Consider the following 26665-nt stretch of genomic DNA (forward strand, 5'->3'; position numbering starts at 1 on the left):
TGCGCTGTCGCCGACCGCGGACGTCAGTACGCCGACGAATCGGTCCGCGAGCCGACGCGCGGCGAAGTCGTCGAAGAGGTCCGTTGCGTAGGTGAGCGAACCGCGCCACGGAGCCCCTCGGCCGGGTCCGTCAGAACACCGAGGGTCAGGTCGAGTTTTGCCGAGTTGTCCTCGACCGCAACGGGTTCGACGTCGAGGCCGGCGACCTGCCCATCGGGGGCGCCGGGAGCGGCGAGATCGGACGTGGTGAGCAGCACCTGGACCAGTGGCGCGTGGGACGCGGTGCGGGCCACCCCGAGTTCGTCGACGACGTCGTCGAACGGCACGCCGGCGTGATCGAGGGCGTCGAGATCCACCTCGCGCACCACCCGCAGGAGGTCGGTGAACGGCTGTGCGGGGACGATCGGGGTCCGCAGCGCCACCGTGTTGACGAACATGCCGATCAAGTCGTCGGTGTCGCCGTCGCGGCCCGCGGCGGCGGTCCCGATGACGACGTCGCGGCTCCCCGACAGCCGACCCAGCACCGCGGCGAGTGCCGCGTGCAGCACCATGAATGCGGTGGCGTCGCCGGCGCGGGCGAGGATGCCGATCCCCTGCGCGACACGTCCCGGGATGACGAACTCGACGGTCGCGCCCCGCATGGTCGGCGTGGCCGGACGTGGGTAGCTGGTGGGCAGATCCATGAGGACCGGGGCGCCGTCGAGCCGGCGGGCCCACCACTGCCGGTGCTCGTCCTGCTCGTCCGCTCGTCCGGCGGCCCGTAGGACGTGATCGGCGTACTGGAGCGGGAGCGGCGGCCAGTCCGGGCTCCGACCGTCGCGTCGTGCCGAGTACGCGGTGAGCAGATCGCGCGACAGCGCCCGGCCCGACTCGCCGTCGGCGGCGATGTGATGGATGCTGACGGCCAGCAGCGCACTTGTGCCGGGATCGACGTACACACGGGCGCGCACGGGCAGGTCACGGGTCAGGTCATATGGCTCGGCGGCGACGGCCAGCGCTTCGGACTCGGAATCCGCCACCGCCCAGTCGAATCCGGGATTTTCCGGATCGACGTCGTGGATTCGTTGCTCGGGGCGTCCGTCGCGGGACACCGGGTATGTGGTCCGGAGAACCTCGTGGCGCGCGACCACGTCCGCGAGCGCTCGACGGAGGTGTTCGACCTCGACCGTGCCGCGGAGTCGGAAGGCGAACGGGATGATGTACGACGCCACCGCCGGCTCGTACTGGTTGATGAACCACATGCGGCGCTGGGCGCTCGAGAGAGGCAAGACCGACGGACGGGCCGGTGCAGTCGACCGATCCGGGACTGCTGTTCCGGCCCCGGCGATGTCTGCCGCCTGAACTCGACGCGCGAGATCACGGACCGTCGGGGCGTCGAAGACGTCTCGCACCCGTACCGGGACCCCGAGCATCCGGGAGACGCGGGCCGCGAGTCGGGTCGCGGCCAGTGAGTTGCCGCCGAGATCGAAGAAGCTGTCGGTCACCGACACCGAGTCCGCGGCAGACAGCCCGAGCACGTCGGCGAAGACACCGGTGATCGCGACTTCGGCGTCGGTCTCGGGGAGCACACGTTCGGCGGCGACGAAATCCGGTGCGGGCAGGGCTTTTCGGTCGACCTTGCCCGCGGTGTTCAACGGCAACGCGTCCAGGACGACCCAGGACGTGGGCCGCATGTACGCGGGTAGTTGCTCAGCCGTCGCGCGCAGATGCTCGACGTCGACATCCGCTCCGGTGACGTGAGCCACGAGTTGTTCTCCCGCAGCGAGTTCCATGACCGAGACCACCACCTGGGCGACACCCGGCGTGGTGCCGAGGACGGTTTCGATCTCCCCCAACTCGATCCGCTGCCCCCGCAACTTCACCTGAAAATCAACACGACCCACATACTCCAACTCCCCCACACCACTCCACCGCACCCGATCACCCGTCCGATACAACCGCACACCCACCCCACCAAACGGATCCGCCACAAACCGCTCCGCAGTCAACCCCGCCCGCGACGCATACCCCCGCGCCACCTGCACACCACCCAGATACAACTCACCCACCACACCCACCGGCACCGGACGCAACCGCGAATCCAACACCCACACCGACACATTCGGCACCGCCCGACCAATCGGCACCACCACCTCACCACCCGACACCACATACGACGTCACATCCACCGCCGCCTCAGTCGGCCCATACAAATTCACCACCCGCACCCCCGGCACCAACCCCCGCAACCCCTCCACCGCACCCACACCCAACGCCTCACCCGAACAAAACACCTGACGCAACGACCCCAACCCCGAACCCAGCCCGCCCGAAACCTGCCGGCCCGAATCCTGCGGCACCGAGTCCCCGAGAGCATCCACAAACACCGACAACATCGACGGCACAAAATGACACACCGACACCCCGAACCGCTCCACCACCGACGCCACATACCACGGATCCCGATGACCACCCGGCTCCGCCACCACCACCGAAGCACCAACCATCAACGGCCAGAACAACTCCCACACCGACACATCAAACGACACCGGCGTCTTCCACAACACCACATCCCGCCCCCGCAACCCGAACAACGACTGCATCCACCCCAACCGATTCACCACCGCAGCCTGCGACACCGTCACACCCTTCGGCCGACCCGTCGACCCAGACGTGAACAACGTGTACACACCCGCACCACCCGGCACCTCCCCCACACCCGACACCACCTCACCCAACAAACCCACACCCAACCCCTCACCAACCACCACACCATCAACCGAAACACCCACCCCCTCACCACAATCCACCACCACACGCCGCACACCCCCAACACCCACAACCCCCTCAACAACACTCCCCCCACCCACATCCCCCGCAACAACACTCCCCCCACCCACATCGCCCGCCCGCACCAACACCACACCCACACCCGCCGTCGACAACATGAACCCCACCCGCTCCGCAGGCGCATCCACCTCCACCGGCACATACCGACCACCCACAGCCACCACCGCATGCACCGCCACCAACAACTCCAACGACCGCGACATCACCACACCCACAGCCGAATCCACACCCACACCCAACCCCGACAACTCCCGCGCAACACCCCCCACCAACCCACCGAACTCCCCATACGACACCACCCGACCACCCACCCGCACCGCCACCGAACCCACCGACAACCCCACCCGCTCAGCAACCACCGACCCCACCGAACGACCCGACCACCCCAACCCCACCTCCACACCACGCGACCAACCCTCGGTGGCGTCGACGAGGTCGATGTCGCCGACGATCACGTCGGGATCGGCGAGGCCCGCGTCGAGGACGTCGACGATCCGCGCACCGATGCGTCGCACCGTAGGCTCGTCGAAGAGGTCGGTGGCGTACACGATCCGGCCGGCCAGGCCGGCGAGGGCACCGGCGTCGTCCCGATCGGCGGACATCCCGATCATGAGGTCGAACCGGGCAGCGGGCGCACCGGCCTCGACGGGCGTGATCGTCAGGCCCGGCGCGGACAACTCCCCCACCGAGGTCTGTTCGAGGGTCAACAGCACCTGGGTCAGCGGCGCGAACGCCTCGCTACGCGCCGGGGCGAGGGCATCGACGAGGTACTCGAACGGCACGTCGGCAGCGGCGAACGCATCGAGGTCGGTGTCGCGCACCAACCGGACCAGTTCCTCGAAGGTGGCCGATGCGTCGACCTCCGTGCGTAGGACCAGAGTGTTGACGAACATGCCGATCAGGGCGTCGAGTTCGGCACGGCCACGGCCGGCCACCGGTGAACCGACCGCGATGTCCGACGTCCCCGACAACCGGGACAGCACCACCGCGACCGACGCGTGCACGACCATGAACACGGTCACGCCGTGGGCGCGGGCGAACGACTCGATGCGGGGTGCGAGACCCTCGGGCAGGTCGAGGTCCACCGCCGCACCGCGGAGGGACGCCACCGGCGGCCGGGGTCGGTCGGTGGGCAACTCGAGGACCTCGGGCAGGCCGGCGAGGTGATCGCGCCACCAGCGCGACTGCCTGCCGAGTTCGGAGTCCGGATCGTCGATCGAGCCCAGGGCGCGCTCCTGCCAGAGCGCGACGTCCGCGTAGTGCACCGAGAGCGGAGGACGGACAGGCGCGCGACCCTCGACGCGGGACCGGTACGCGTGCAGGAGATCGTCGACCAGGGGCGCCAGTGACTCGCCGTCGGCGGCGATGTGGTGCAGCACGACGACCAGCACGTGGTCGTGTGCACCGCGGTCGTCGGCACCGCGGTCGTCGGCACCGCGGTCGTCGGCACCGTGGTCGTTGGCTCGGAGGATGCCCGCACGGATCGGGAGGTCGCGGGTGACGTCGAACGGTTCCGCGGACAGCGTCTCCACCCCGGCGGTCCGCCACCACTGATCGACGGTGACGTCGTCAGCCGCTGCGATGTCCTGCCACGGTCGGCCATCCGGGCCCTGTGGGTAACGCGTCCTCAGCACCTCGTGCCGGTCGATCACATCGGCGAGTGCCGCGCGCAAGGCGACGACGTCGAGACGACCACGCACCCGTAGGGCGAACGGGATGTTGTAGGCCGATGACCCGGGATCGAACTGGTTGATGAACCACATGCGTTGCTGCGCCGGCGACAACGGGAGGCGGGCAGGACGCGGGATCGAACCGAGGTCTGCTGTCCCGGCGGGTGAACCGCTGTCGGTGCGACGGGTCGCGTCGACGAGAGCAGCCATCGCGCGCACGCTCGGTGCATCGAAGAGTTCACGAACGCCGAACGGCACACCGAACACGTGAGCGACCCGCGCCGCCACCCGAGTGGCCGACAGTGAATGTCCGCCGATCTCGAAGAAGCTGTCCGTCACCGAGATCGCCGTGGCGTCCCCACCACGGCCGAGCACCTCGACGACCATGCCGGCGATCGCGCGCTCGGTGTCCGTGTCCGGTTCCACCCGTCGAGTGGAGAAGAGATCCGGTGCGGGCAGGGCTTTTCGGTCGACCTTGCCCGCGGTGTTCAGCGGCAACGCGTCGAGCACCATGACGGTGTCGGGAACCATGTACGACGCGAGCCTGCGGGCGGCATGGTCTCGTAGCCGCGACACCGCCGACTCGTCGGGTCCGGTGACGTACGCGACCAACCGGTCGTCGTGCACCACCGCGACTGCCGAGACCACGTCGTCGGCGCTCGCGAGGACGGTTTCGATCTCCCCCAACTCGATCCGCTGCCCCCGCAACTTCACCTGAAAATCAACACGACCCACATACTCCAACTCACCCACACCACTCCACCGCACCCGATCACCCGTCCGATACAACCGCACACCCACCCCACCAAACGGATCCGCCACAAACCGCTCCGCAGTCAACCCCGCCCGCGACGCATACCCCCGCGCCACCTGCACACCACCCAGATACAACTCACCCACCACACCCACCGGCACCGGACGCAACCGCGAATCCAACACCCACACCGACACATTCGGCACCGCCCGACCAATCGGCACCACCACCTCACCACCCGACACCACATACGACGTCACATCCACCGCCGCCTCAGTCGGCCCATACAAATTCACCACCCGCACCCCCGGCACCAACCCCCGCAACCCCTCCACCGCACCCACACCCAACGCCTCACCCGAACAAAACACCTGACGCAACGACCCCAACCCCGAACCCTGCAGCACCGACTCCTGCGGCACCGACTCCCCGAGAGCATCCACAAACACCGACAACATCGACGGCACAAAATGACACACCGACACCCCGAACCGCTCCACCACCGACGCCACATACCACGGATCCCGATGACCACCCGGCTCCGCCACCACCACCGAAGCACCAACCATCAACGGCCAGAACAACTCCCACACCGACACATCAAACGACACCGGCGTCTTCCACAACACCACATCCCGCCCCTGCAACCCGAACAACGACTGCATCCACCCCAACCGATTCACCACCGCAGCCTGCGACACCGTCACACCCTTCGGCCGACCCGTCGACCCAGACGTGAACAACGTGTACACACCCGCACCACCCGGCACCTCCCCCACACCCGACACCACCTCACCCAACAAACCCACACCCAACCCCTCACCAACCACCACACCATCAACCGAAACACCCACCCCCTCACCACAATCCACCACAACACGCCGCACACCCCCAACCCCCGAAACAACACTCCCCCCACCCACATCCCCCGCCCGCACCAACACCACACCCACACCCGCCGTCGACAACATGAACCCCACCCGCTCCGCAGGCGCATCCACCTCCACCGGCACATACCGACCACCCACAGCCACCACCGCATGCACCGCCACCAACAACTCCAACGACCGCGACATCACCACACCCACAGCCGAATCCACACCCACACCCAACCCCGACAACTCCCGCGCAACACCCCCCACCAACCCACCGAACTCCCCATACGACACCACCCGACCACCCACCCGCACCGCCACCGAACCCACCGACAACCCCACCCGCTCAGCAACCACCGACCCCACCGAACGACCCGACCACCCCAACCCCACCTCCACACCACGCGACCAACCCTCGACCGTCGGGCGCAGGGCAGTCGGCATCGGGTCGAGCGCGGCCACCGGCAGGGACGGGTCGTCGATCACCGCGTCGAGCAGGTCGGTCAGCATGGCGGCGACCGTCTCGGCGACACCCTCGCCGACGACGGACAGATCCGTCTTGACCGTGAGGCAGAGGTCGTCGCCCTCCGGTGCGGCGATGAGCGCGAGCGGATAGTGCGTGGCGTCGGACGTGCTCACGTCGCGGATCTCGAGACCCGAGGTCCGCGACCCCGCCACGACCGTGTCCACGTCGACCGGATACGACTCGAAGACCACGAGGGTGTCGAACAGGCGCGGGTGGCCGGTCGCCGCGGTGATGTCGCCGAGTCCGACGAACTGGTGGTCGAGCATGCGGGCGCGGGCATGGTGCAGTTCACCGATGAGAGCGGCCGGCGATCGACCCGGTGCGACGTCGGCAACGACCGGCACGGTGTTGATGAACAGGCCGATCATGCCGTCGGCACCGTCGAGGTCGGCGGGCCGCCCCGACACCGTCTCACCGAAGACGACTCGTTGCTCGCCGGTGAAGCGGGACAACACGATCGACCATGCCGCATTCAGCACGGTGCTCGTCGTCGTGCCCAGCGTCCGCACCGTCCGTTCGAGGGCGGCCCGGGTGGTCGCGGACACCCGCGCCGTCACCTCGTGCCGCCGGGGCTCGCGGTCGGCACCGGGGTGCACCTGTGGACGGACCAGCGTCGGAACGATGTCGGCGAGATGCTCGCGCCAGGCGGTGATCGCGGTCGCGGCGTCGCGTCGGTCGAGCCAATCGAGGTAGGACTCGAAGTCACGTGCCGGCGTGATCGCCGGGCGTCCGAGGTGGGCCGCGAGGAGGTCGGCGACGAGAATCGGCCCCGACCATCCGTCCAGGATGATGTGGTGTGCGGTGATGACCAGTGTGCACGCGGGGCCCGTCACCGTGTCGTGGGACACCGCGGAGAACCGGATGAGCGGCGGGTCGTCCAGGACAAACGGGCGTCGTAGGTCCTCGTCGGCGATCTGCACGATCCGCGAGGCCGCGTCGGCCATGCTCAGACCGGTGAGGTCCACGCCGCGGAAGTCGGGCTCGGTCACCGCGGGATGATCGGCCGGGGGTACCACCACGACCAGTCGACCCGACGGCGTGCGGGTGAACCCCGAGCGCAGTACACGTTGCCTGGTCAACAGCTCACGGACGGCCGGCAGGAGCATGTCGGCGGGGTGAGCTCCGTCGAACTCGATGACCGACTGGGTCACATAGGGATCGACGCCGACCAGCCGCTGGGCTTCGTAGAAGAGCCCCTGTTGGAGCGGCGTCGGCGGCCAGATCGCGTAGCGACCGCGCGTCCGTGCTGCGCGTGTCCGGGTGGCGAGCACGTGGTCGATGTCCGTCTGGTCGAGCCCGCCGATCACGTCGGTCTCGCTCGGACCCGGGTCGCCCACGGCATCCACATACGCGGCGAGCGAGGACAGTGCAGATTCCCAGCGATCGGCGATCCCGCCCAGCGCGGGCTCGTCGAACAACCCCTCGGGTGCCGTGAGGTCCACTCGCAACTCCCGACCACCCGCGGTCGCCACCGAGGCGGCCGTCACGGTCAGCGCCGCCAACGCGATCATGTCTCCCCGAACCGACGGCGGAAGCGGCGGCGCGTCACCGATCGGCACGAAATCCGTTGCCGTCGAATCGGTGTCGTCGATGTCTCCGCCCCCTAGCAGACCCAGGTAATTGACCGTGATCGGCGGGAGGGGCCGGTTTCGCAGCGGCGAGCCGGGACGCAGCCATCGCAGCGGCCCGAACGCGATGCCGTTGTCCGGCATTCGCGACTGAGTGTCCTTGAGCGCCTTGACCATCGTCGCCAGACGATGACCGGGGGTGGCCTCCGCGGCGGCCTCACCTCGTGCTGCCGGGGCGGTCGCCTCCACCGGCCCGGGGACGTTGACGCTCACGGGTACGAACGAGGTGAACCATCCGACCGTCTCGGTCAGGTCGGCGCCGGGTGCGATGCCCTCTTCGCGGCCGTGGTTCTCGATCACCATCGACACCGGACCGGACGCCGTGACCGGATCCCGCAGCGCGAATGCCACGGCCGCGGCCACCACGGTGTCCGGGCGCGCACCGAACGTCTCGGTGACCGTGCCCAAGACCCGCTCTGCCAGAACGGCTCCGACGGTGCGGGACACCGAGATCGTGGTCGCGAGACGGTCCCGGGCCCGGTCGGTCTCCCACTCCGCCGGGGTCGGCGGCAGCTGGCGCGACCACCACTCGATCTCCTCTGCGCGATCGGCGAGTCCCGCCAGCACACCCGACCAGCGCCGGAACGAGGTACCCGAGGCCGCGAGGCCCGGCGTCTCCCCGTTGCGGTACTGCCACCACGCGCGTCCCAGACCCGCCAAGATGGTCGGCCACGACACGGCGTCGACGCCGAGATGATGGGCGGCGACGACGAGTCGGCCGGTGCCGTCGGCGAAGCGGACGCCGATCGCCGCGACCAGTCGTCCGTCGGCCGGCGACAAGGTCGCGAGGGCGCGCGCATGGGCTGCCCGGATGGCGCTGTCGACGGAGCGCGCCGGCGTCGATGGCCGGCTCGATGTCGAGATGTCCGAGCGGTCGAGGATCTCGACCGTGATGTCACCCGGGTCGCCGTCGCCCGCCACGACGACCGGACCCCCGACGGAGTCGGTCCGCAGCGATGCCGTCAGCATCGGATGGGCCGCGACGACCGCGGTCACCACCGCGCGGACGGCGGCCTCGTCCGCCTCGACCGGCAGCGCGAGCACCGTGCTCTGCGAGAAGTCCGCGAGATCGTCCGGGTCGTCGGCGAGGTCGAGCATCCACGCCAGGCCCGGGGTCATCCCAACCGGACCGACTGCCCCGCCCGGTATTTCGTCGAGTTTCCGGATCGCCTCCGTCTGTGCACGACGGGCCAGCTCACGGATGGTCGACGCCGCGAACACATCGCGCGGGGTCAGATGGAGCCCCGCGGCGCGCAGCATCGACGTGAGGCGGATGGATGCGATGGAGTCCCCGCCGAGTTCGAAGAACGACCGGGTCACCGGGACGTCCTCGACCCCGAGGAGTGATGCAACGATTGCGGCGACGGTCCGTTCCGCGTCGTCGGCGGGTGCGGCGACGGTCCGTTCCGCGTCGTCGGCGGGTGCGGCGTCGGCGTGGACGGCTTCCGACAACGGGTCGAAGCGCGGCGCCGGCAGCGATTTCCGGTCCAGTTTGCCGGTGCTGCCGAGCGGCGCTTCGGTCAGCGGCACCCACAGTGTCGGCCGCATGTACACCGGCAACGACGCGGTCACCGCCTCCCGCGCGCGTGCGATGAACTCGTCCCCGTCCGGTCCACCGCCGCCGGGTCCGATGAGATATCCCACCAGGTGGTCCGAACCGCCCGGGGCGCTCGCGACGGTGACCACGGCCTGGCGTACGCCGTCGATGCCGGACAGGACCGCCTCGATCTCACCGAGTTCGATTCGCTGTCCGCGGAGTTTGACCTGGAAGTCCCTGCGTCCCAGATACTCCAGGTCGCCCGCACGGTTACGCCGGACGAGGTCGCCGGTGCGGTACAGGCGTCGGCCGCCGCCTGCGGGATCGGCGACGAAGCGTTCGGCGGTGAGGTCCGGCCGCGCCGCATATCCGCGGGCGAGCTGGACGCCTCCCAGATACAACTCGCCGGTGACGCCCGCCGGCACGGGACGTAACCGTGCGTCGAAGACGAACGTCTGGGTGTTCCACACCGGCCGCCCGATGGGCACCACGTCGGCGCCGGGGTCTGGAGTCGCGACGGCGACCTCGACGGCGGCTTCGGTAGGACCGAACAGGTTGGAGACGCGTACGTGTGGGAGTGCGGCGCGCGTCGCCCGCAGCGTCCCCGGTGGCAGGGCCTCACCGGAACAGTAGAGGTGTCGCAGGCTCGGCAGGAGCGAACTCGCATCGTGCCGAATGTCACCGGCGCCGGGAGCGGAGCGAGCGGGCCGAATGTCACCGGCGCCGGGAGCGGAGCGAGCGGGCCAAATGTCACCGGCGTCGGGAGCGGAGCGAGCGGGCCGGATTTCGTCGATGAAGACGGCGAGCAGTGACGGTACGAAGTGCACCGTGGTGATCTGCTCGGCGTCGATCAGCCGAGCCATCGAATGCGGATCGAGATGGGCGTCGTCGGGCGCGATGACCAACCGGGCGCCGGTCAGCGCCGGGGTCAGCAGTTCGGGCACCGACACGTCGAAGGTGAAGGGCGTCTTCAGGAGGATCGAGTCGTGCGGTCCGATCCCGAATTCGTCGACTCCCCATCGCAATCGGTTGAGTACGGCGCGATGGGACACCGTGACGCCCTTGGGTCGGCCGGTGGACCCCGACGTGAAGATGGTGTACGCCGCGTGGTCGGGGCGCAGTATCGACAGACGTTCGTCGGCGGCGACCGGGACGGTGTCGAGGTCGACCGGGTTCGCGGCGTCCACAACGATCGCGCGGGCGACAACTTGCGCCGCGGGCGCCCGGTCGTCGCAGATCAGCGCGATCCTCGCGTGCGCGGTGTCGACCATGTGGCGAACGCGGTCGGAGGGAGCGTCGGGTGCCACCGGTATGTACTGACCGCCGGCGGCGAGTACCGCATGGACCGCGATGACCAGTTCGATCGACCGCGGCATGCACACCGCGACGCAGTCCTCCGGGCCGATCCCGAGCGCGATGAGTTCCCGCGCGAGGGTGGCCACCCGCGCCGCGAACTCGCGCTGGGTGAGAGTGCGGTCCCCGAAACGCACCGCGACTGCCTCCGGCAACCGCAGCTGGCTGGCGGCCGTGATCGCCGCCGGGATCGTGAGGGCGGGCAGGACGACCGCGGGACCGACCGAGAGCTGCTGTTGCGCATCAGCTTCAGCTGCGGTGAGGATCGGGACGTCGGCGACCGGCAGGTCGGCGTCGTCGGCGAGCGAGCTGAGTGTCGCGGACAACGCCGCGGAGATCATCTCCGCGGTCGCCGGGTCGAACAGCACAGTGGCATAGGCGATCGAGCCGGTCAGCCCACCGTCGGCGGTTTCGCGGAAACCGATGGTGAGGTCGAATTTCGCGGCGGTGTCCTCGATCTCGACGAACTCGGTGTCGAGACCGGCCAGTGTGCCGAACGCGGGTCTGCCGCTCGTGGAGTGGACGAGCAGCACCTGGGCGAGCGGCTCCACGTTCTCGATGCGCTGCGGGTTCACCGCGTCGATCACCCGCTCGAACGGCACGTCGGCGTTGTCGAACGCCGCGAGGTCGGCGTTCTTGACCTGCTCGAGCAACGCGCCGACGGTGACGTGCGGCTCGACGTCGACCGACAGGATGACGGTGTTGACGAACATGCCGATCAGCTGGTCGATCTCGCGTCGGCCTCGTCCTGCGACGGGCGTGGCCACGGCGATCCGGTTCGTCGACGTCAGGCGCGCGAGGACCGCGGCGGTGGCCGTGTGCGCGACCATGAACAGGGTGGCACGGCGGGCTGCGGCGCGTCGGCGCAGTCGCGACACGACGGCCGCGGGCAGCGACCACCGCACCGTGGCCGCGCGTCCGTCGCTTTCGGCGGGGCGCGGGCGATCGATCGGCAGCGGGAGGATGTCGGGCAGACCGGTCAACCGCTCGACCCAGAACCGCAACTGGCGCGCGATCAGGGAGTCGGCGTCCGCGGGGTCACCGAGCCGATGTCGTTGCCACACCGCGTAATCCGCGTACTGGAAGCGCAGGGCCGGCCAGTCCGGCGCGCGGCCCGACCGCCTGGCCGCGTACGCCCGCGCGATCTCGGCCGCCAGCACCGGTGCCGACTCACCGTCGGCGGCGATGTGGTGCAGCGCGATGACGAGTACGTGGTGATCCGCCGACGCGGTGATGACGCGCACCCGCACCGGTAGGTCCGTCGTCACGTCGAACGTGGTCGTGACGAGTTCCTGGATCTCCTGGTCGACGACCTCGCCGGATGATGCGACGGCCCGCGGCGGGACCACGGTGTGCCCGATCTTGATGCGCCCGGCCCAGTCGGTGGGTGCATGCGCCACGGGTTCGACACCGACGGCGCGAGCGCCCGTTTCGGCCGACGCGGACCCGGCCGCGATGGATTCCGCGCCGGTGTCGCCGTCGGGCGTCGTCGTCGGGTAGATCGTGCGCAGCACCTCGTGGCGGTCGACGACGTCGAGGATCGCCGTCCGCATCGCGGACACGTCGAGGTCCCCGCGCAGACGGACCACGATGGGGATCACGTAGGCGGCAGAGTGCGGATCGAACTGGTTGAGGAACCACATCCGGCGCTGGGCGTACGAGACGGGTACCGGGTCGGGCCGGCGGATCGCCTCGAGCGCGGGCAGATCGGCACCGCGACCGTGTTCCCCCGCATCGACGGCGGCGGCCAGCGCCCGGACCGTCGGCGTCTCGAACAGCGCGCGGACTCCGATCTCCACACCGAGCGAGCCACCCAGGCGGGCCACCACCCGGGTCGCCGACAGCGAGGTGCCGCCGAGATCGAAGAACGACGCCTCGGCCGACACCTCCTCCGCGGCATCGAGTCCGAGGACCTCGGCGTAGACCGCAGCGACCGCCTGCTCGGTTGCCGTCGACGGCCGGACGTGGACGTGTCCACCGAAACGCGGTGTGGGCAACGCCCTGCTGTCGAGCTTTCCGGTGGCCGTCAGCGGGATGTCGTCGATCGGCACGATCACGGTGGGCACCATGTGGGCGGGGAGCCGTCGAGCCGCGTGGGTCGCGACGTCTGCGGTGTCGGGCGCAGCGCCGGCGACACCATGGACCCAGGACACGAGGACCGTCTCACCCGAGGTCGGGTGCTCGATTCCGGCGGTCGTCGAGAAGTCCACCCCGGGGTGCTCGCCGAGAACGGCGTCGATCTCACCGAGCTCGATCCGGAAACCCCGGATCTTGACCTGGAAGTCGCTGCGGCCCAGGAAGTCCAGCGTCCAGCGGCCGCTCCGTCGGCGCCATCGTACGAGATCACCGGTCCGGTACATCCGCTCGCCCGGCGCGCCGAACGGTGCCGCGACGAAGCGCTCGGCGGTCAACGCGGTCCGGCCGACGTAGCCGGCGGCGAGGGCGGAACCCGCCAGATACAGTTCCCCGGCCACGCCGGCGGGAACGGGATGCAGGCGGGGATCGAGAACTGCGGCGGTGACACCGGCGATCGGACCACCGATGGTGACCGCGGAGTCGGGCCGCATCGGTGCCGACGACGTCGCCCAGATGGTGGTCTCGGTGGGACCGTAGAGATTGTGCATCGAGCGACCGGCGGACCAGGCCCGGACCAGTTCCGGCGAACAGACGTCACCGGCGACGGAGATGACCTCGAGATCGGGGAACCCGGTGCCGGTCGCCGCGCCCGATCCGGTGACCGCCTCGGACACCGTGGCGAGGGCGGTCGGGGTGATCGTCGCGTGGGTGATACGCTCCCGCCGCAGGATCGCCGCGAGTTCGGTGCCGCCCGTGACCCCGCCGGGCACCACGACCATGGTCGACGCGGCCGCCACCGCGACCAGCGTCTCGAACACCGCGGCGTCGAAACCCGGTGCCGCGAAGCGGAGTACGCGCGCCGCCGGCGTGAGCCCGAATCTCGCACGGGCATCGGCGATCAGATCGGCAAGCCCGCGGTGGGTGACCGCGACGCCTTTCGGCCGGCCGGTCGAGCCGGACGTGAAGATGACATAGGCCGTCTCGTCGGGGCGCGGACGTCGGGCGGACGCGACTCCGGTCTCGTCCGGATCGCCGGGCTGTTCGGCGACAACCCAGTCCACCGCCGCAGCCGCCGGTCGCAGCCCGGCGACGACCTCGGACGAGGTGACCCCGAGACGCGCGTCGACGGTGTCCAGCATGTAGCGCAGGCGCTCCCCGGGCAGGCCGGGGTCGACGGGCGCCACCGCCGCGCCCGTGCGCGCGATCGCCCAGAACCCGACCGTGCCTTCGAGAGATCTCGGTGTGGCGAGGGCGATCACGGCGTCCGGCCCGGCGCCACGCGCACGGAGTACGTCGGCCAGCCGGCGCGTACGGAGGTCGAGCTCGGTGTACGTCAGGTGCTGCCCGTTCTCGGTGACCGCGATGCCGTCGGGATTCACGGCGATCGCGGCGTCCAGCAGGTCGGCGAGCGTCGACCTCGCCGACGCGAGACCCGGTGCCGCGATCACCGCATCCAAGTGATCGTCTCCGGTGGACAGGTCGCCGACCGGCGTGTGCGGCTCGTCCACCACCGCTCGCGCGATGGCGGTCATCCGACGGACGAACGCGTCCACCGTGCCGGCGTCGAAGAGGGCGGTGGCATAGGTGACGATCACGCGCGTGTCGTCGGCCGGGCTGCGGCCCGGCTCGTCGAGGACCGTGATCTGCAGGTCGACCTTCGCGGTGGTGACCGGGGCCTCGATCTCGGAGACGACGAGCCCCGGCAACTCGACGGTCGGCCGTGCGGCGTTCTGGAATGCCAGAGCGACCTGGACCAGCGGCGGGTGCGCGGTGTCGCGTACCGCGACGACCTCGTCGACGACAGTCTCGAACGGCAGGTCGGCGTGATCGAGTGCGGTCACGTCGATCTCGCGGATGTCGTCCAGCAGATCGGTGAACGAGGCCGCGCGACGCACCCGGCTGCGCAGCGCCAGCGTGTTAACGAACATCCCGATCAATGGGTCCAGATCGCGCTCGCCCCGACCCGCGACCGGGGTCCCGATGACGACGTCCTCGTCGGCGCCGGACCGGACAAGAGTGACCGCGAGCAGGGCGTGGACGGCCATGAACATCGTCGCGCCGTGCCGACCGGCGAGGTCTCCCAGAGCGTTCCAGGTGGCGGCGTCGAACGTCGCCGACAGCTCGGCACCCGAGTCGTCCCGGACCGCGGTGCGCGGCCGGTCCACCGGCAACTCGATGAGTGCCGGCACCCCGGCGAGACGGGTTCGCCAGTGGTCGAGCTGACGTGCTGCGAGAGACGTGGGGTCGCCGGCGTCCCCGAGCCGAAGGTGCTGCCACACCGAGTAGTCGACGTACTGGACCGGCAGGGGCGCCCAGCTGGGTTCGCGGCCGGCCGCGCGCGCCTCGTATGCGGTGACGAAGTCGGTGACCATCGGCGCGACCGAGCCACCGTCGCTGATGATGTGGTGCACCACCAGGACCAGGATCACGGCGTCGTCGGCGACGCGGATCAGGCGCGCCCGAACAGGCGCACCGGCTTCGAGATCGAAACCACGACTGGTGATCTCGGCGATGGTGGCCGTGACGTCGCCCTCGCCGGCGCCGCGCATGTCGATCGGGGGTGTCACCCGGACGTCGTGTCGAGGGTCTCCCGCGGGCGCGATGACCTGCTCGGGAACGCCGTCCACCGATACGAATCGAGTGCGCAACACCTCATGTCGCGCAAGCAGATCCGCGAGAGCCGCGGCGACGACCGCAGGGTCCGGGGACCGGTCATCCGCCGCCTCCGGACCCGAACCCGATGCGGCATCGAGGCGGAGCACGGCCGGGATGAGATACCCGGCCCCGCCCGGATCCAGCGTCTCCAGAAACCAGATTCGACGCTGTGCGGGCGACAACGGGAGCACCCCGTCGCGGCCCACTCGGCGCAGGGGCACCCGGCGATCAGCTCCCCCGCTTCCGTCGTGGTCGCGTCCGTCGATGACCGCTCCCAGACCCCGGACCGTCGGATCGGCGAACACTTCTCGCGCGGAGACCGTCGTGCCGAAATGCTCGGCTGCCCGGGCGGCCACCCGGGTAGCGGTGAGCGAGTTGCCACCGAGATCGAACAACGACGTGGTGACCCCGACGTCGCTCACGCCCAAGATCTCGGCGACCAGTGCGGCCAGGGCCTCCTCGGTCGCGCCGGCGGGCGGCTCGGCCTCCGGGCCATCGCCGGACCCCGGATCGGGCAGCGCGCCGCGATCGAGCTTGCCGTTCACGGTGAGCGGCAGTCGGGGTAGCCGGACGAACCGGGTGGGCACCATGTACTCGGGCACCGCGGTCGCCAGGCGCGTGCGGATCTCGCTATCCGACAGCCCGACTGCGTCATCCGCCGCCGAAGCGGCGCCGCCCGCGGCGACGAGGTAGCCGACCAGATGCTCGGTGTCGCCGAGCGTACGGATGTCCGCCCCCGCCGCGTCGACGCCGTCGAGCGCCGACATCGCCGACTCGACCTCTCCCAGCTCGATCCGGAAGCCGCGGAGTTTCACCTGGCCATCGCGTCGTCCCACGAATTCGATGGACCCGTTGCGGGACATCCCGACGTCGCCGGTCCGGTACATCCGACCGCCCGGCGGTCCGAACGGGTCGGCGACGTACCGTGTGGACGTCTGACCGTGCCGGTTCAGGAACCCGCGGGTGACCTGGGCGCCCGCGACGTACAGTTCACCGGGCACGCCGTCGGGCACGGGGGCGAGCCGACCGTCGAGGACGTACACCCGCGAACCGAGCAGCGGGGTCCCGATGTCGGAGGCGGTTGCCCGGTCGACGAATGCGCGCGTCAGTTCCCGACGGGTCATGTAGACGGTGGTCTCGGTGGGACCGTACATGTTGTTCAGTTGCGGGCCCGCGACATCGGCGCCGGGACGGGTCGCCGACCCGTCGGCCGCCCGGTCGGTCTGCCATGTCCGGACATGCTCGTAGTCGAGGAGTTCGCCCGAGAAGTGCAGGCGCCGAACGGAGTCGGGCAATCGACGGCCGAGGGGTGGGCGGACGACCGCCGCGAACTGATAGAACGACGACGGGGTGAAGTTGACGATCGTGACCCCGTGTCGGTCGAACGCCTCGACCACGTCGTCCGGGGCGCGGGTCGTCGCGTGGTCGAGCACGAGGAGACGACCGCCGGCGCGCAGTGCGGCCCAGATCTCGCCGACCGAGACGTCGAACGCGTAGGAGTGGAACATCGACCACACGTCGTCGGGCGAACTCTCCACGACGGCGTCGAGCGCATCGAGCAGCGACACCACGTTGTCGTGGGTGACGACAACTCCTTTGGGGCGCCCGGTGGAACCGGAGGTGTACATCACGTAGGCGCTCGACTGGGCGGTCACGTGCTCCGGCAGCGGTGGGGTCGAGACCGACCGGGCATCGATGTCGTACTGCGCCAACAGGTCCTGCGGCGTGCACAGCGGCGCGGGCATCGCAGCCCAGGCTCCGGCCGTCTCGGCGTCGGCCACGACGGCGACCGGCGACGCGTCCTCGACGATCCCGCGCAGGCGCGCGACCGGATGTGTCCGGTCGAGGGGTAGATAGGCGGCACCGGTCTTGAGAACCGCGAGCAACGCCACGATGAGGTCCACCGAGCGCGGGAGCGCGACCCCCACGAGTGTTTCGGGACCCGCACCACGATCGACGAGGGCGTGCGCCATCCGTTCGGAGCGCTCGTCGAGTTCCCGGTAGGTGAGCGACGCCCCGTCGAGGTCGGCGAGAGCGACGGCGTCGGCACGTCGTCGTGCGGCGATCCGGAAGAGCCCCGGCAGCGACTCGCGGTCACCGAGGCCCAGGATCTCGGTGATCCGCCGGTCGAGTTCATCGACGATTCCGGCCGCGGCGGTAGCCAGTTGCGATCCGCTCAGCCCCGCGCGCGGCATCAGCGCCGTCACCGTCGCGCGGAGGGCGGCGTCGGGCGCGACGCCCCGCTCCGCCAGGGTGATCGCCGAGGCCGAGACCCGGCGGTGCAGAGCACGGAAGGTCACCGGGCCGGCCGCCCCGGACATCGCCTCGTCGTCGCCCGCATGGGCGGCGGCGAGCGCCAGCAGCCGAAGCGCGGACGGGCGGCGCAGCGACGGCTGGGCATGCCCCGTCGAGGTGCGGGGAATCGAGGTGTCCGACGTCACGCGGGTTCCACTCGATTTCGCTGGACCGCGCCCGATCCGGCGCCCGTGTGACCGTGCACCACGGCATCGGCGGCGGACCGCACACTCTCGAAGACCTCGTCGATGGACCGGTCGGCGTCGGCGAGGAGCGTCGCCACGGCGATCGTCAACGCCTCCGCCGGGTCTTCGTCGGGAATCGACATCGACATGGCGACCGCGGTTGCCTCGAGATCGGCAAAGGTCACCTGTGGCGCCCCCGCGACGCCGATGACCGTGTCGGGCGCGACGGCCGCGACCTCCGACACCAGCTCGTGCAGCGGCCGAACGGCATCGGTTCCGCGCACATCCGGCGCGTTCTGCTCCGCCCAGACGGCGAGATCCCCGATCGCAGTGTCCGGCCGTGACACGATGTCGGCCAACAGATTTCGGAATCTCTCGGCGAACAGGGCCACCGTGCCGGGGTCGAAGAGATCGGTATCGAAGGCGATCTGCCCGCCCAACGCGCCGTTCCGGTCGACGCCGTCGGGGTCGCCCGGGTAGAGCATGACCTCGAGGTCCACCTTGGCGGGAAAGGACTCGGGCAGACGCGGCCGGACATGCAGCCCGTCGAGTTCGATGTCCGGGAACTCGAGATTCTGGTACGAGAGCATCACCGAGAACAACGGGTTGCGGCGTCCGCGGCGGACCGACGTACGGTCGGTCCGGGCGAGATGATCGACGATCTCGTCGAAGGACACGTCGGTGTGACCCAGGTCGGCGAAATCATCGGTGTGCACCCGTCGCAAGAGCTCCGCGAACGGCTCGTCGAGGCGAAGCCGCGTACGCAGGGGCACCGTGGTCGCGAGCATCCCCACCATGTCAGTCAGGGCGGGATCATCACGACCGGCGAACGGTGTGCCGATGACGATGTCGTCGCTTCCCGACAACCGCCCGATCAGGACCGCGATCGCCGCGTGCAGGACGGCGAACTGCGTCGTGTTGCCCACCCGCGCCATCTGACGGAGCATCGTCGCGGTCGACGACGGGATGTCGAGATCGACGACTCCGCCCACATGGCGGGGCTCCACGGGCCGGGGCCGGTCGGTCGGGATCGTCGCCGGCTCCCCCGCCCGATCCAGACGCTGCCCCCAGTACCGCAGTTGACGCTGCCGTTCCGTCTCCCCGTCGGGCCGCGTGGTCTGCAGGCGCTCGGCGTGCCAGATCGCATAGTCGGCGAACTGCACGCGCTGCCCCACCGCACTTCTCGATCCGGCTCGCCCCGAGATGCGGGCGGAGTAGAACTCGGCGAGGTCGCGGGCCAGCGGGCCGAGCGACCCACCGTCGGCGTTGATGTGGTGGACGACGAACACCAGCACGTGCCGGTCCGGGCTCACCCGCAGGATCGTCGCGCGGACCGCCGGGGGGCCGGTCAGGTCGAAACCAGCTCCGACGACAGCGGCGACCTCGGCGCCCAACCTGTCCTCGGCGGGCATGTCGGGCCGGTCACCGGCGAGATCGACGAGCGGAATCCGCAACGCGTGCACCGCATCCGCAGCGGGAATGATGAGTTGCACCGGTGTGCCGTCGTGCAGCGGGTAACGGGTGCGCAGCGACTCGTGCCGCGCGACGAGGTCACCCACCGCGCCCGTGAGGGCCGGGACGTCGAGCCGGCCGTCGAGTTCCAGGGTCAGGCCGACGTTGTAGGCAGGCGAGGCCGGATCGGTCTGATTGATCGACCACAGGCCGCGTTGCACTCCCGTGAGGTCGACGACATGAGTGCGTTCGCGCGGCGTCAGCATGCGTCCCGAGACCGCCCGGTCTGCCGTCGCCACCGCCGCCACGAAGTCCGCGACGGTCGGGTTCTCGAAGAGCAGCGACATCGGCACGCGGCGTCCGACATGCTGTTCGACGCGATAGGCGACCTTGGTCGCCGACAGCGAGCTCCCGCCGAGTTCGAAGAACCCGTCGTACACACTGACCTCCCGCAGACCGAGCACGTCGGCGAAGATCTGGGCCACGACGCCCTCGAGCCGGCTGCGGGGGCCGACATATTCACGTGCGGGCGAGATCTCCACCGCGGGCAGGGCGCGGCGGTCGACCTTGCCGGTCCGGGTCATCGGCAACTCGTCGAGCACCACCACGGTGTGCGGTACGAGGTGCGACGGCAGGCGGGCGGCGGCGTGGTCGAGGATGTGCTCGGGTGCGGGGACCCGGTCGGCAGGGGCGGTCACATACGACACCAGCACCGTGTCCCCAGCGGGAGTCGTCGTTCCGACGGTGACCGCGATGTCCACGTCGGGATGACTTGCGAGCACGCCGTCGACCTCGCCGGGTTCGACCCGCATGCCGCGGATCTTGATCTGGAAGTCGTTGCGCCCGTGGTAGACGATGTCGCCGGACGGTGTGCGCGTGACGAGGTCACCGGTGCGGTACATCCGCCCCCCGGTCTCGAACGGATCGGCGACGAACCGGCCCGCCGTCAGTCCGGGACGACCGTGGTAGCCGCGCCCGAGTGCCCGTCCCGACAGGTACAGCTCACCCAGGACACCGTCCGGCACCGGACGCAGGCAGGCGTCGAGGACCCGGACGCCGACTCCGGCGATCGGCCCACCGATCGTGACCGGTTCCGCGGGCCGGAGGGGCGCGGAGGCGGTGGCCCAGATGGTGGTCTCGCTGGGACCGTAGAGATTGAGCAGCGGGCGGCCGGCTGCATGCCACCTCGCGACCAACTCCGGAGGGCAGGCCTCGCCCGCCACCATCACGACCGAGAGTTCGGGCACCGCGGCAGGATCGAGAGTGGCGAGCGCGGTGGGCGTCATGATCGTGTGGGTGACCCGGTGACGGGCGATGATGGTCGCCAGCTCGGGACCGGCGAACACCTCGGGTGGGCTGATCGCCAGCTGGGCGCCCGAACACACCGCGAACACGATCTCCCAGACCGCGACATCGAATCCCGGTGCGGCGACGTGGAGTATGCGCGAGTCCGGGCCCGCGCCCAAGCGATGCTGCTGCTCACCGACCAGTTCGGCGAACCCGGCGTTGGTCACCGTGACGGCCTTGGGCCGGCCGGTGGACCCGGAGGTGAATTGGAGATAGGCCGCGTCGTCGAGGGCGATCGGCCGTACCCGCTCGGCGTCGGCCACCCGGTTCGTCGGCCGTCCGGCGATGCCCAGATCCACCTCGAGGTCATCGAGAACCAGCTGCGCGACCGTGGATCGGGTCGCCGAGGACCCGGCGCCGTCCGTGGTGACGGGATCCGCCGTGATGACCAGAACCGCACCGCTGTCGGCGAGCATCGCCGAACGGCGGGCGGCGGGCAGACGGGAGTCGATCATCACGAAGGCGGCGCCGCTCATGGCCACGCCCAGTACGGCCAGGACCGACCGGGGCGAGCGCGGGATGCTCACCGCGACGACGTCGCCTGGGCCGATGCCGCGTTCGATCAGGACGCGGGCGATCTGATTGGTCGTGGTCGTCACCTCGGACCAGCGGACCGCGCTCTCCCCGAGCAGGGCAGGGGCGCCGGGGTCGGCGCTCGCGAGACCGCGCGTCAGCAGGGTTGCGAGGGTCTGCTCGGGACGCGATCCCCAGGCCGGCGCCGCCAGGGTACGCATCTCGTCCGGGCGGAGCAGGTCGATCGCACCGATGCTCCGCGACGGCTCGTGCACCATCTGCTCCAGGACGAACTCCAGCCGCCGCGCCATGTCGCGCACCGTAGCGTCGTCGAAAAGGTCGGTTGCATAGGCGAATTCGACGTCGTAACGGTCGGTGCGGTCGGTGACCGACACGGTCACGTCGTACTTCGCGGACGGTACCCGGGCATCGAGGACCTCCGCGGACCCGGCCCATCGGGCGAGCTCGGCCAACTGATCGGGTTGAACCGTCAGCGCGACCTGGAACAGCGGCGAGTGCGACGGCGACCGGTGTGGCGCGACAGCGTCCACGACCCGTTCGAACGGGACGTCGGCGCGGCTCATCGCACGCGCGCAGCGGCGATGCGCGGCGGTGACGAAGTCGACGACGGTGTCCCCGGGTTGCAGGGTCGTTCGCAGCACGACGGTGTTGACGAACATGCCGACGAGGTCGGCGAGCGCCGGATCGTCGCGGCCGGCGACCGCGGTCCCGATACTCACGTCGTCGGTGGCGGCCAGCCGACCCAAGGTGATCGCCAGGGCGGACTGGAACACCGCGAACGGGGTGACCGCCAACGATCTCGCGAGCTGCCGGATCCCCGCGGTCAGGCCCGTCCCGAGCACGGTGTCCACATGCGCTCCGCTGCTCGACATCACCCGCGGACGCGGCCGATCGGTGGGCAACTGCAGCAGATCCGGCGCGCCACGCAACTCCCCCCGCCAGAACTCCAGGCCCTCGACCAGAACCGACGACGGCGCATCCGGCGTTCCGAGCGTCTCGGCGCGCTCGACGGCGACATCGGCGTACTGCATCGGCAACGGCGCGAGATCCGGCTCCGCACCCGCGCGCCGACTGTCGTACGCGGTCATCAGATCTCGCAGCAGCGGCCGGAGCGAGTGCCCGTCGGCCGCGATGTGATGAAGGACCAGCACGACGATGTCGCCATCCGGATGACCTGTCAGCAGGCGGTACCGGAACGGGATCTCCTCGGCCAGGTCGAAGCCGACGTCGGTGATGGCGGAGATCGCCTTGTCCACATCGTCTCCGGCGTCGGTCACATGTGTCCCGCTCGCTGCGCTCCCGGCGACAGTGACATGTGTCCCGCTCGCTGCGCTCCCGGCGACGAGTTCAACATGTGTCCCGCCGGCCAGAAGATCGGCAGCCGTGCGCGAGTCCAGGATTCGCTGCTCGGGTTCGCCGTCGACGACCGGGAACACCGTGCGCAGGATCTCGTGCCGGTCCACGACGTCCCGGACCGCCCGGTTCATGGCATCGGCGTCCAGCGCGTGCGCCAGGCGCAGCGCGCCCGACATGTTATAGGTTGACTCGGCCGGCGACATCCGGTTGATGAACCACAACCGGGTCTGCGCCTGCGACAGCGGGATTCGCGCCGGACGCGGTGGCTGCGACCGGGTCGCGGCGGACGGGTCGGACTGCGGGACGACCACGGCGCGTGACGCGAGATCGGCGAGGTCGACCGCGTCGAAGACGTCGGTCAGGGCGATCCCCAGCCCGTGGTCGACACGTGCGCGGGCCACCATCCGGGCGGCGAGCAACGAATCCGCACCCAAAGCGAAGAGATTGTCCGAGACGCTGACCCCCTCACGGTCCAGCGCCTCCTCCACCAGCGACACGATCGCCCGCTCGACCGGGGTCTGCGGCGTCCGGAAACTCGTTGCGGCGGAGCCGAGTACGGGAACCGGCAGCGCGCGTGTGTCCAGCTTGCCCGACCGGGTGGTGGGAAACGCATCGAGGAAGACAATCCCCGGCGGAACCATGTGTCCGGGGAGTCGCCGTCGGCAGTGCGCACGCACAGCGTCGGCATCGAGCAGTTGCCGGGTGTCACCGGCATCATGATCGGCGCGGGATTCGGGCACGGACCCATCCCGGCGAGCACGGAGATAGGCGACGAGAACGGGTGCGGGCCCGAGATCGCGGCGGGCGACGACCGCTACCGCGTCGACGCCCGGGATCGCGGCGATCACCGCCTCGACCTCGCCGGGTTCCACGCGCTGACCCCGGATCTTGATCTGCTGATCGGTTCGTCCCAGATACTCCAGTTCACCGTCGGCAGTCCATCGGACCAGATCCCCGGTGCGGTACATCCGGGCACCCATGTCCCCCCGCGGATCGGCCGTGAACCTGCCCGATGTCAGTCCCGGCGCACCGACGTAGCACGATGCCAGCTGCGGCCCCACCAGATACAACTCGCCGGCGACCCCGACCGGAACCGGATGTAGTCGGCCGTCGAGGACCCGCACCTCGGTCCCCGGTACCGGGTGTCCGATCGGAACGGCGGGACCATCCGTCGTGACCCGCTGGGCGGTCACGTCGATCGCGGCCTCGGTCGGCCCGTACAGATTCACCAGTCCGGCACGGGTGGTCGACCGTACGCGCCGGGCGAGCCGGGCCGGCAGCGCCTCGCCCGACGTGAACACCCAGCGCACGTGGTCGGGTAGGGAGAGCCGTTCGTGCGCCATCGTGTCGGTTCCGCCGAAGTCGTCGACGGACTGAGTCGTCGAACCGCCGGGGTCCGGTCCGAGCACCACGTCGAGATAGGCATCGAGCATGGACGGTACGAAATGCAGGACGGTGACGCCGGAGCGCGCGATGAGGTCGCGGAGGTACGCGGGATCGCGGTGTCCGCCGGGCATCGCGATCACCATCCGCGCCCCGACGCGCAACGGCCACAGCAACTCCCAGACCGACACGTCGAAGGTCGCCGGCGTCTTGTACAGCACGCCGTCCCCCGCGGCGATCGGGTGACCGTGCTGCATCCACCCGAGGCGTTGCTCGATCGCCCGATGACCGATCTCGACACCTTTGGGGGTCCCGGTCGATCCCGACGTGAAGATGACGTAGGCGGCCAGATCAGCCGGAACTCGGGTCTCCCGATGCGGCCGTGCCGTCGGACCTCGACGCGGGGAGTCGAGACCGGCGACGAAGTGTGCGTCGACGACCAGGGCGGGTTCGACCGCGGCGATGATCGCCTGCCGCCTCTCTTCCGGTTCGGCCGGATCGACCGGCACGTAGGCCGCACCCAGCCCGATCGCGGCATACACGGCGCACACCTGCTCGATCGAGCGGTCCAGTGCCACGACGATGCGATCGCCGCGCCGGACGCCCAGACTCGTGAACCGGTCCGCGAATGTGTCGCAGGCACGCGCGAATTCGCGGTAGGTGAGGGTGGTGTCGCCGAACGTCACCGCGGCCGCGTCCGGCGTCGACTCGACCTGGCGATCGAAGGCGGCCAGCACGTGCTCACCGACCACGCCGACGGCCGGCCCGCCGGAACCGAGGTGATCCAGGGTTGCCGACTCCCCGGCCATCAGCAGGTCGAGGTCGGTGACAGGCCGGTTCGGGTGCGCGACGAACTGTGTGAGCACGTTGAGCAGGCGACCGCGGTGTGCCTCGAGTTCCGCCGACCCGTACAGGGTGGGGTTCGCGTGCAGACCCACTTCCAGCGGGGCCTCCGGGCCGGCCGCGAAGACGTTCATCACCAGGTCTTCGACCAGACCGGCGGACAGCATGTGATAGCGCACGCGGGCGCCGTCGATGACGATCGGCTTGTCGAACAGCAACAGGTTGACCAGCGGTCCGAACGACGTACCGCGGGCATCACCGAAACCGGCTGCCGCCCTGATGTCCTCGGATCGATACCGTTGATGGCGCAGACCCGCGGTGATCTCCGCGCTGACCGCCGCGACGACGTCGGCGCACGTCGCCGAGGAGATTCCGTCCACGCGCAGCGGCAACATGTTGGAGACCATCCCGGCCGAGTGCCGGACGCGCGCCGTCGTCCGTGCGGTGACCGGCAGACTGAGGACGATGTCGTCGCTGCCGGACATGCGCGCGAGGAACGCGGCGAATGCGGCGGTGAGGATGGCGGCAACCGAGGCGTCGAGATCCCGGGCGCACCGACGCAGCGCCTCATCCAGTTCGGGACCGAGCAGCCCGGCGGAGACGACGGTCTCGTTGCGGACGCCGGCGGTGGCCGGGTGTGCCGCGAGGCTGACCCGCTCGGGGAGCCCCGCGGCGCGTTCCTGCCAGAATTCGCGGTCTTTCTCGAACCGCGTGCTCTGCCGGTAGGCGGCGTCGTCGGCGACCACCTCGGCGATGCTGGCACGGCGGACCGGTCGGCGTCCGGTTCGCGGCGGGACCGTGGCAGCGACCTCCGCCGCAGGTTCCGGCGCGCGGTGCTCGTTGTAGCGCGCCACCGCTTCGTGCAAGCACATCAGTGCGCCGTATCCATCGAACGCGATGTGGTGACCGCGCATGTACCAGTACGTCCGGTCGTCGGCGATCCGGATGAAGGCCGCGACGGCGACCGGATCGGCCAGCAGGTCCACCGACCGCTGATGGTCGGCGCGCATCCAGTCGGCGGCTGCCGATTCGGGATCCGGGTGCGTCCGCAGATCGACGTCGATCACGTCGAACGGAACGGAGAAGTCGATGTACTGCCGAGGCGTGCCGTCGACCTCGACCACGCGCGTGTACGCCGTCTGCAGGTCGCGTGCCGCCTCCAGCACTCCCCGACGGAACAGCTCCCGATCGAACGGGCGTCCGTCGTCGACGATGTCGAGGTAGTGCGCGACGGTGACCGAGTGGTCGTCGACCAGGTTCTCGGCAAACCACATGGCGCGTTGGGCCGCGGTCAGATCCAGTAGATCCGCCCCTCGAGGCGCGCGGGGTGCCCCCGGGCGCCAGTCTCCCCCAGTCCCATCTCGGTG

At 70.0% G+C, this 26665-nt stretch carries 2 protein-coding genes; both read right to left on the reverse strand.

Annotated features, from left to right (window positions below; all coding sequences use genetic code 11):
- Window positions 1–23 precede the first annotated feature (23 nt).
- A complete protein-coding gene (locus tag MVF96_RS14235; protein ID WP_247449431.1) occupies window positions 24–18344 on the reverse strand; it encodes a non-ribosomal peptide synthetase in 18321 nt (6106 codons plus the stop codon).
- On the reverse strand, window positions 18341–26572 hold the full coding sequence (locus tag MVF96_RS14240; RefSeq protein ID WP_247449432.1) for an amino acid adenylation domain-containing protein: 8232 nt from the start codon (window positions 26570–26572) through the stop codon (window positions 18341–18343). The genes MVF96_RS14235 and MVF96_RS14240 overlap by 4 nt, the downstream gene beginning before the upstream one ends.
- Window positions 26573–26665 lie beyond the last annotated feature (93 nt).

It is taken from the genome of Gordonia hongkongensis (assembly GCF_023078355.1).
GTDB classification, from domain to species: domain Bacteria; phylum Actinomycetota; class Actinomycetes; order Mycobacteriales; family Mycobacteriaceae; genus Gordonia; species Gordonia hongkongensis.

Bases quoted from the DNA above. Each gene is read 5' to 3' on its own strand.
- MVF96_RS14240 (WP_247449432.1), bottom strand. From the start codon at position 26,572: ATGTGGTTTGCCGAGAACCTGGTCGACGACCACTCGGTCACCGTCGCG.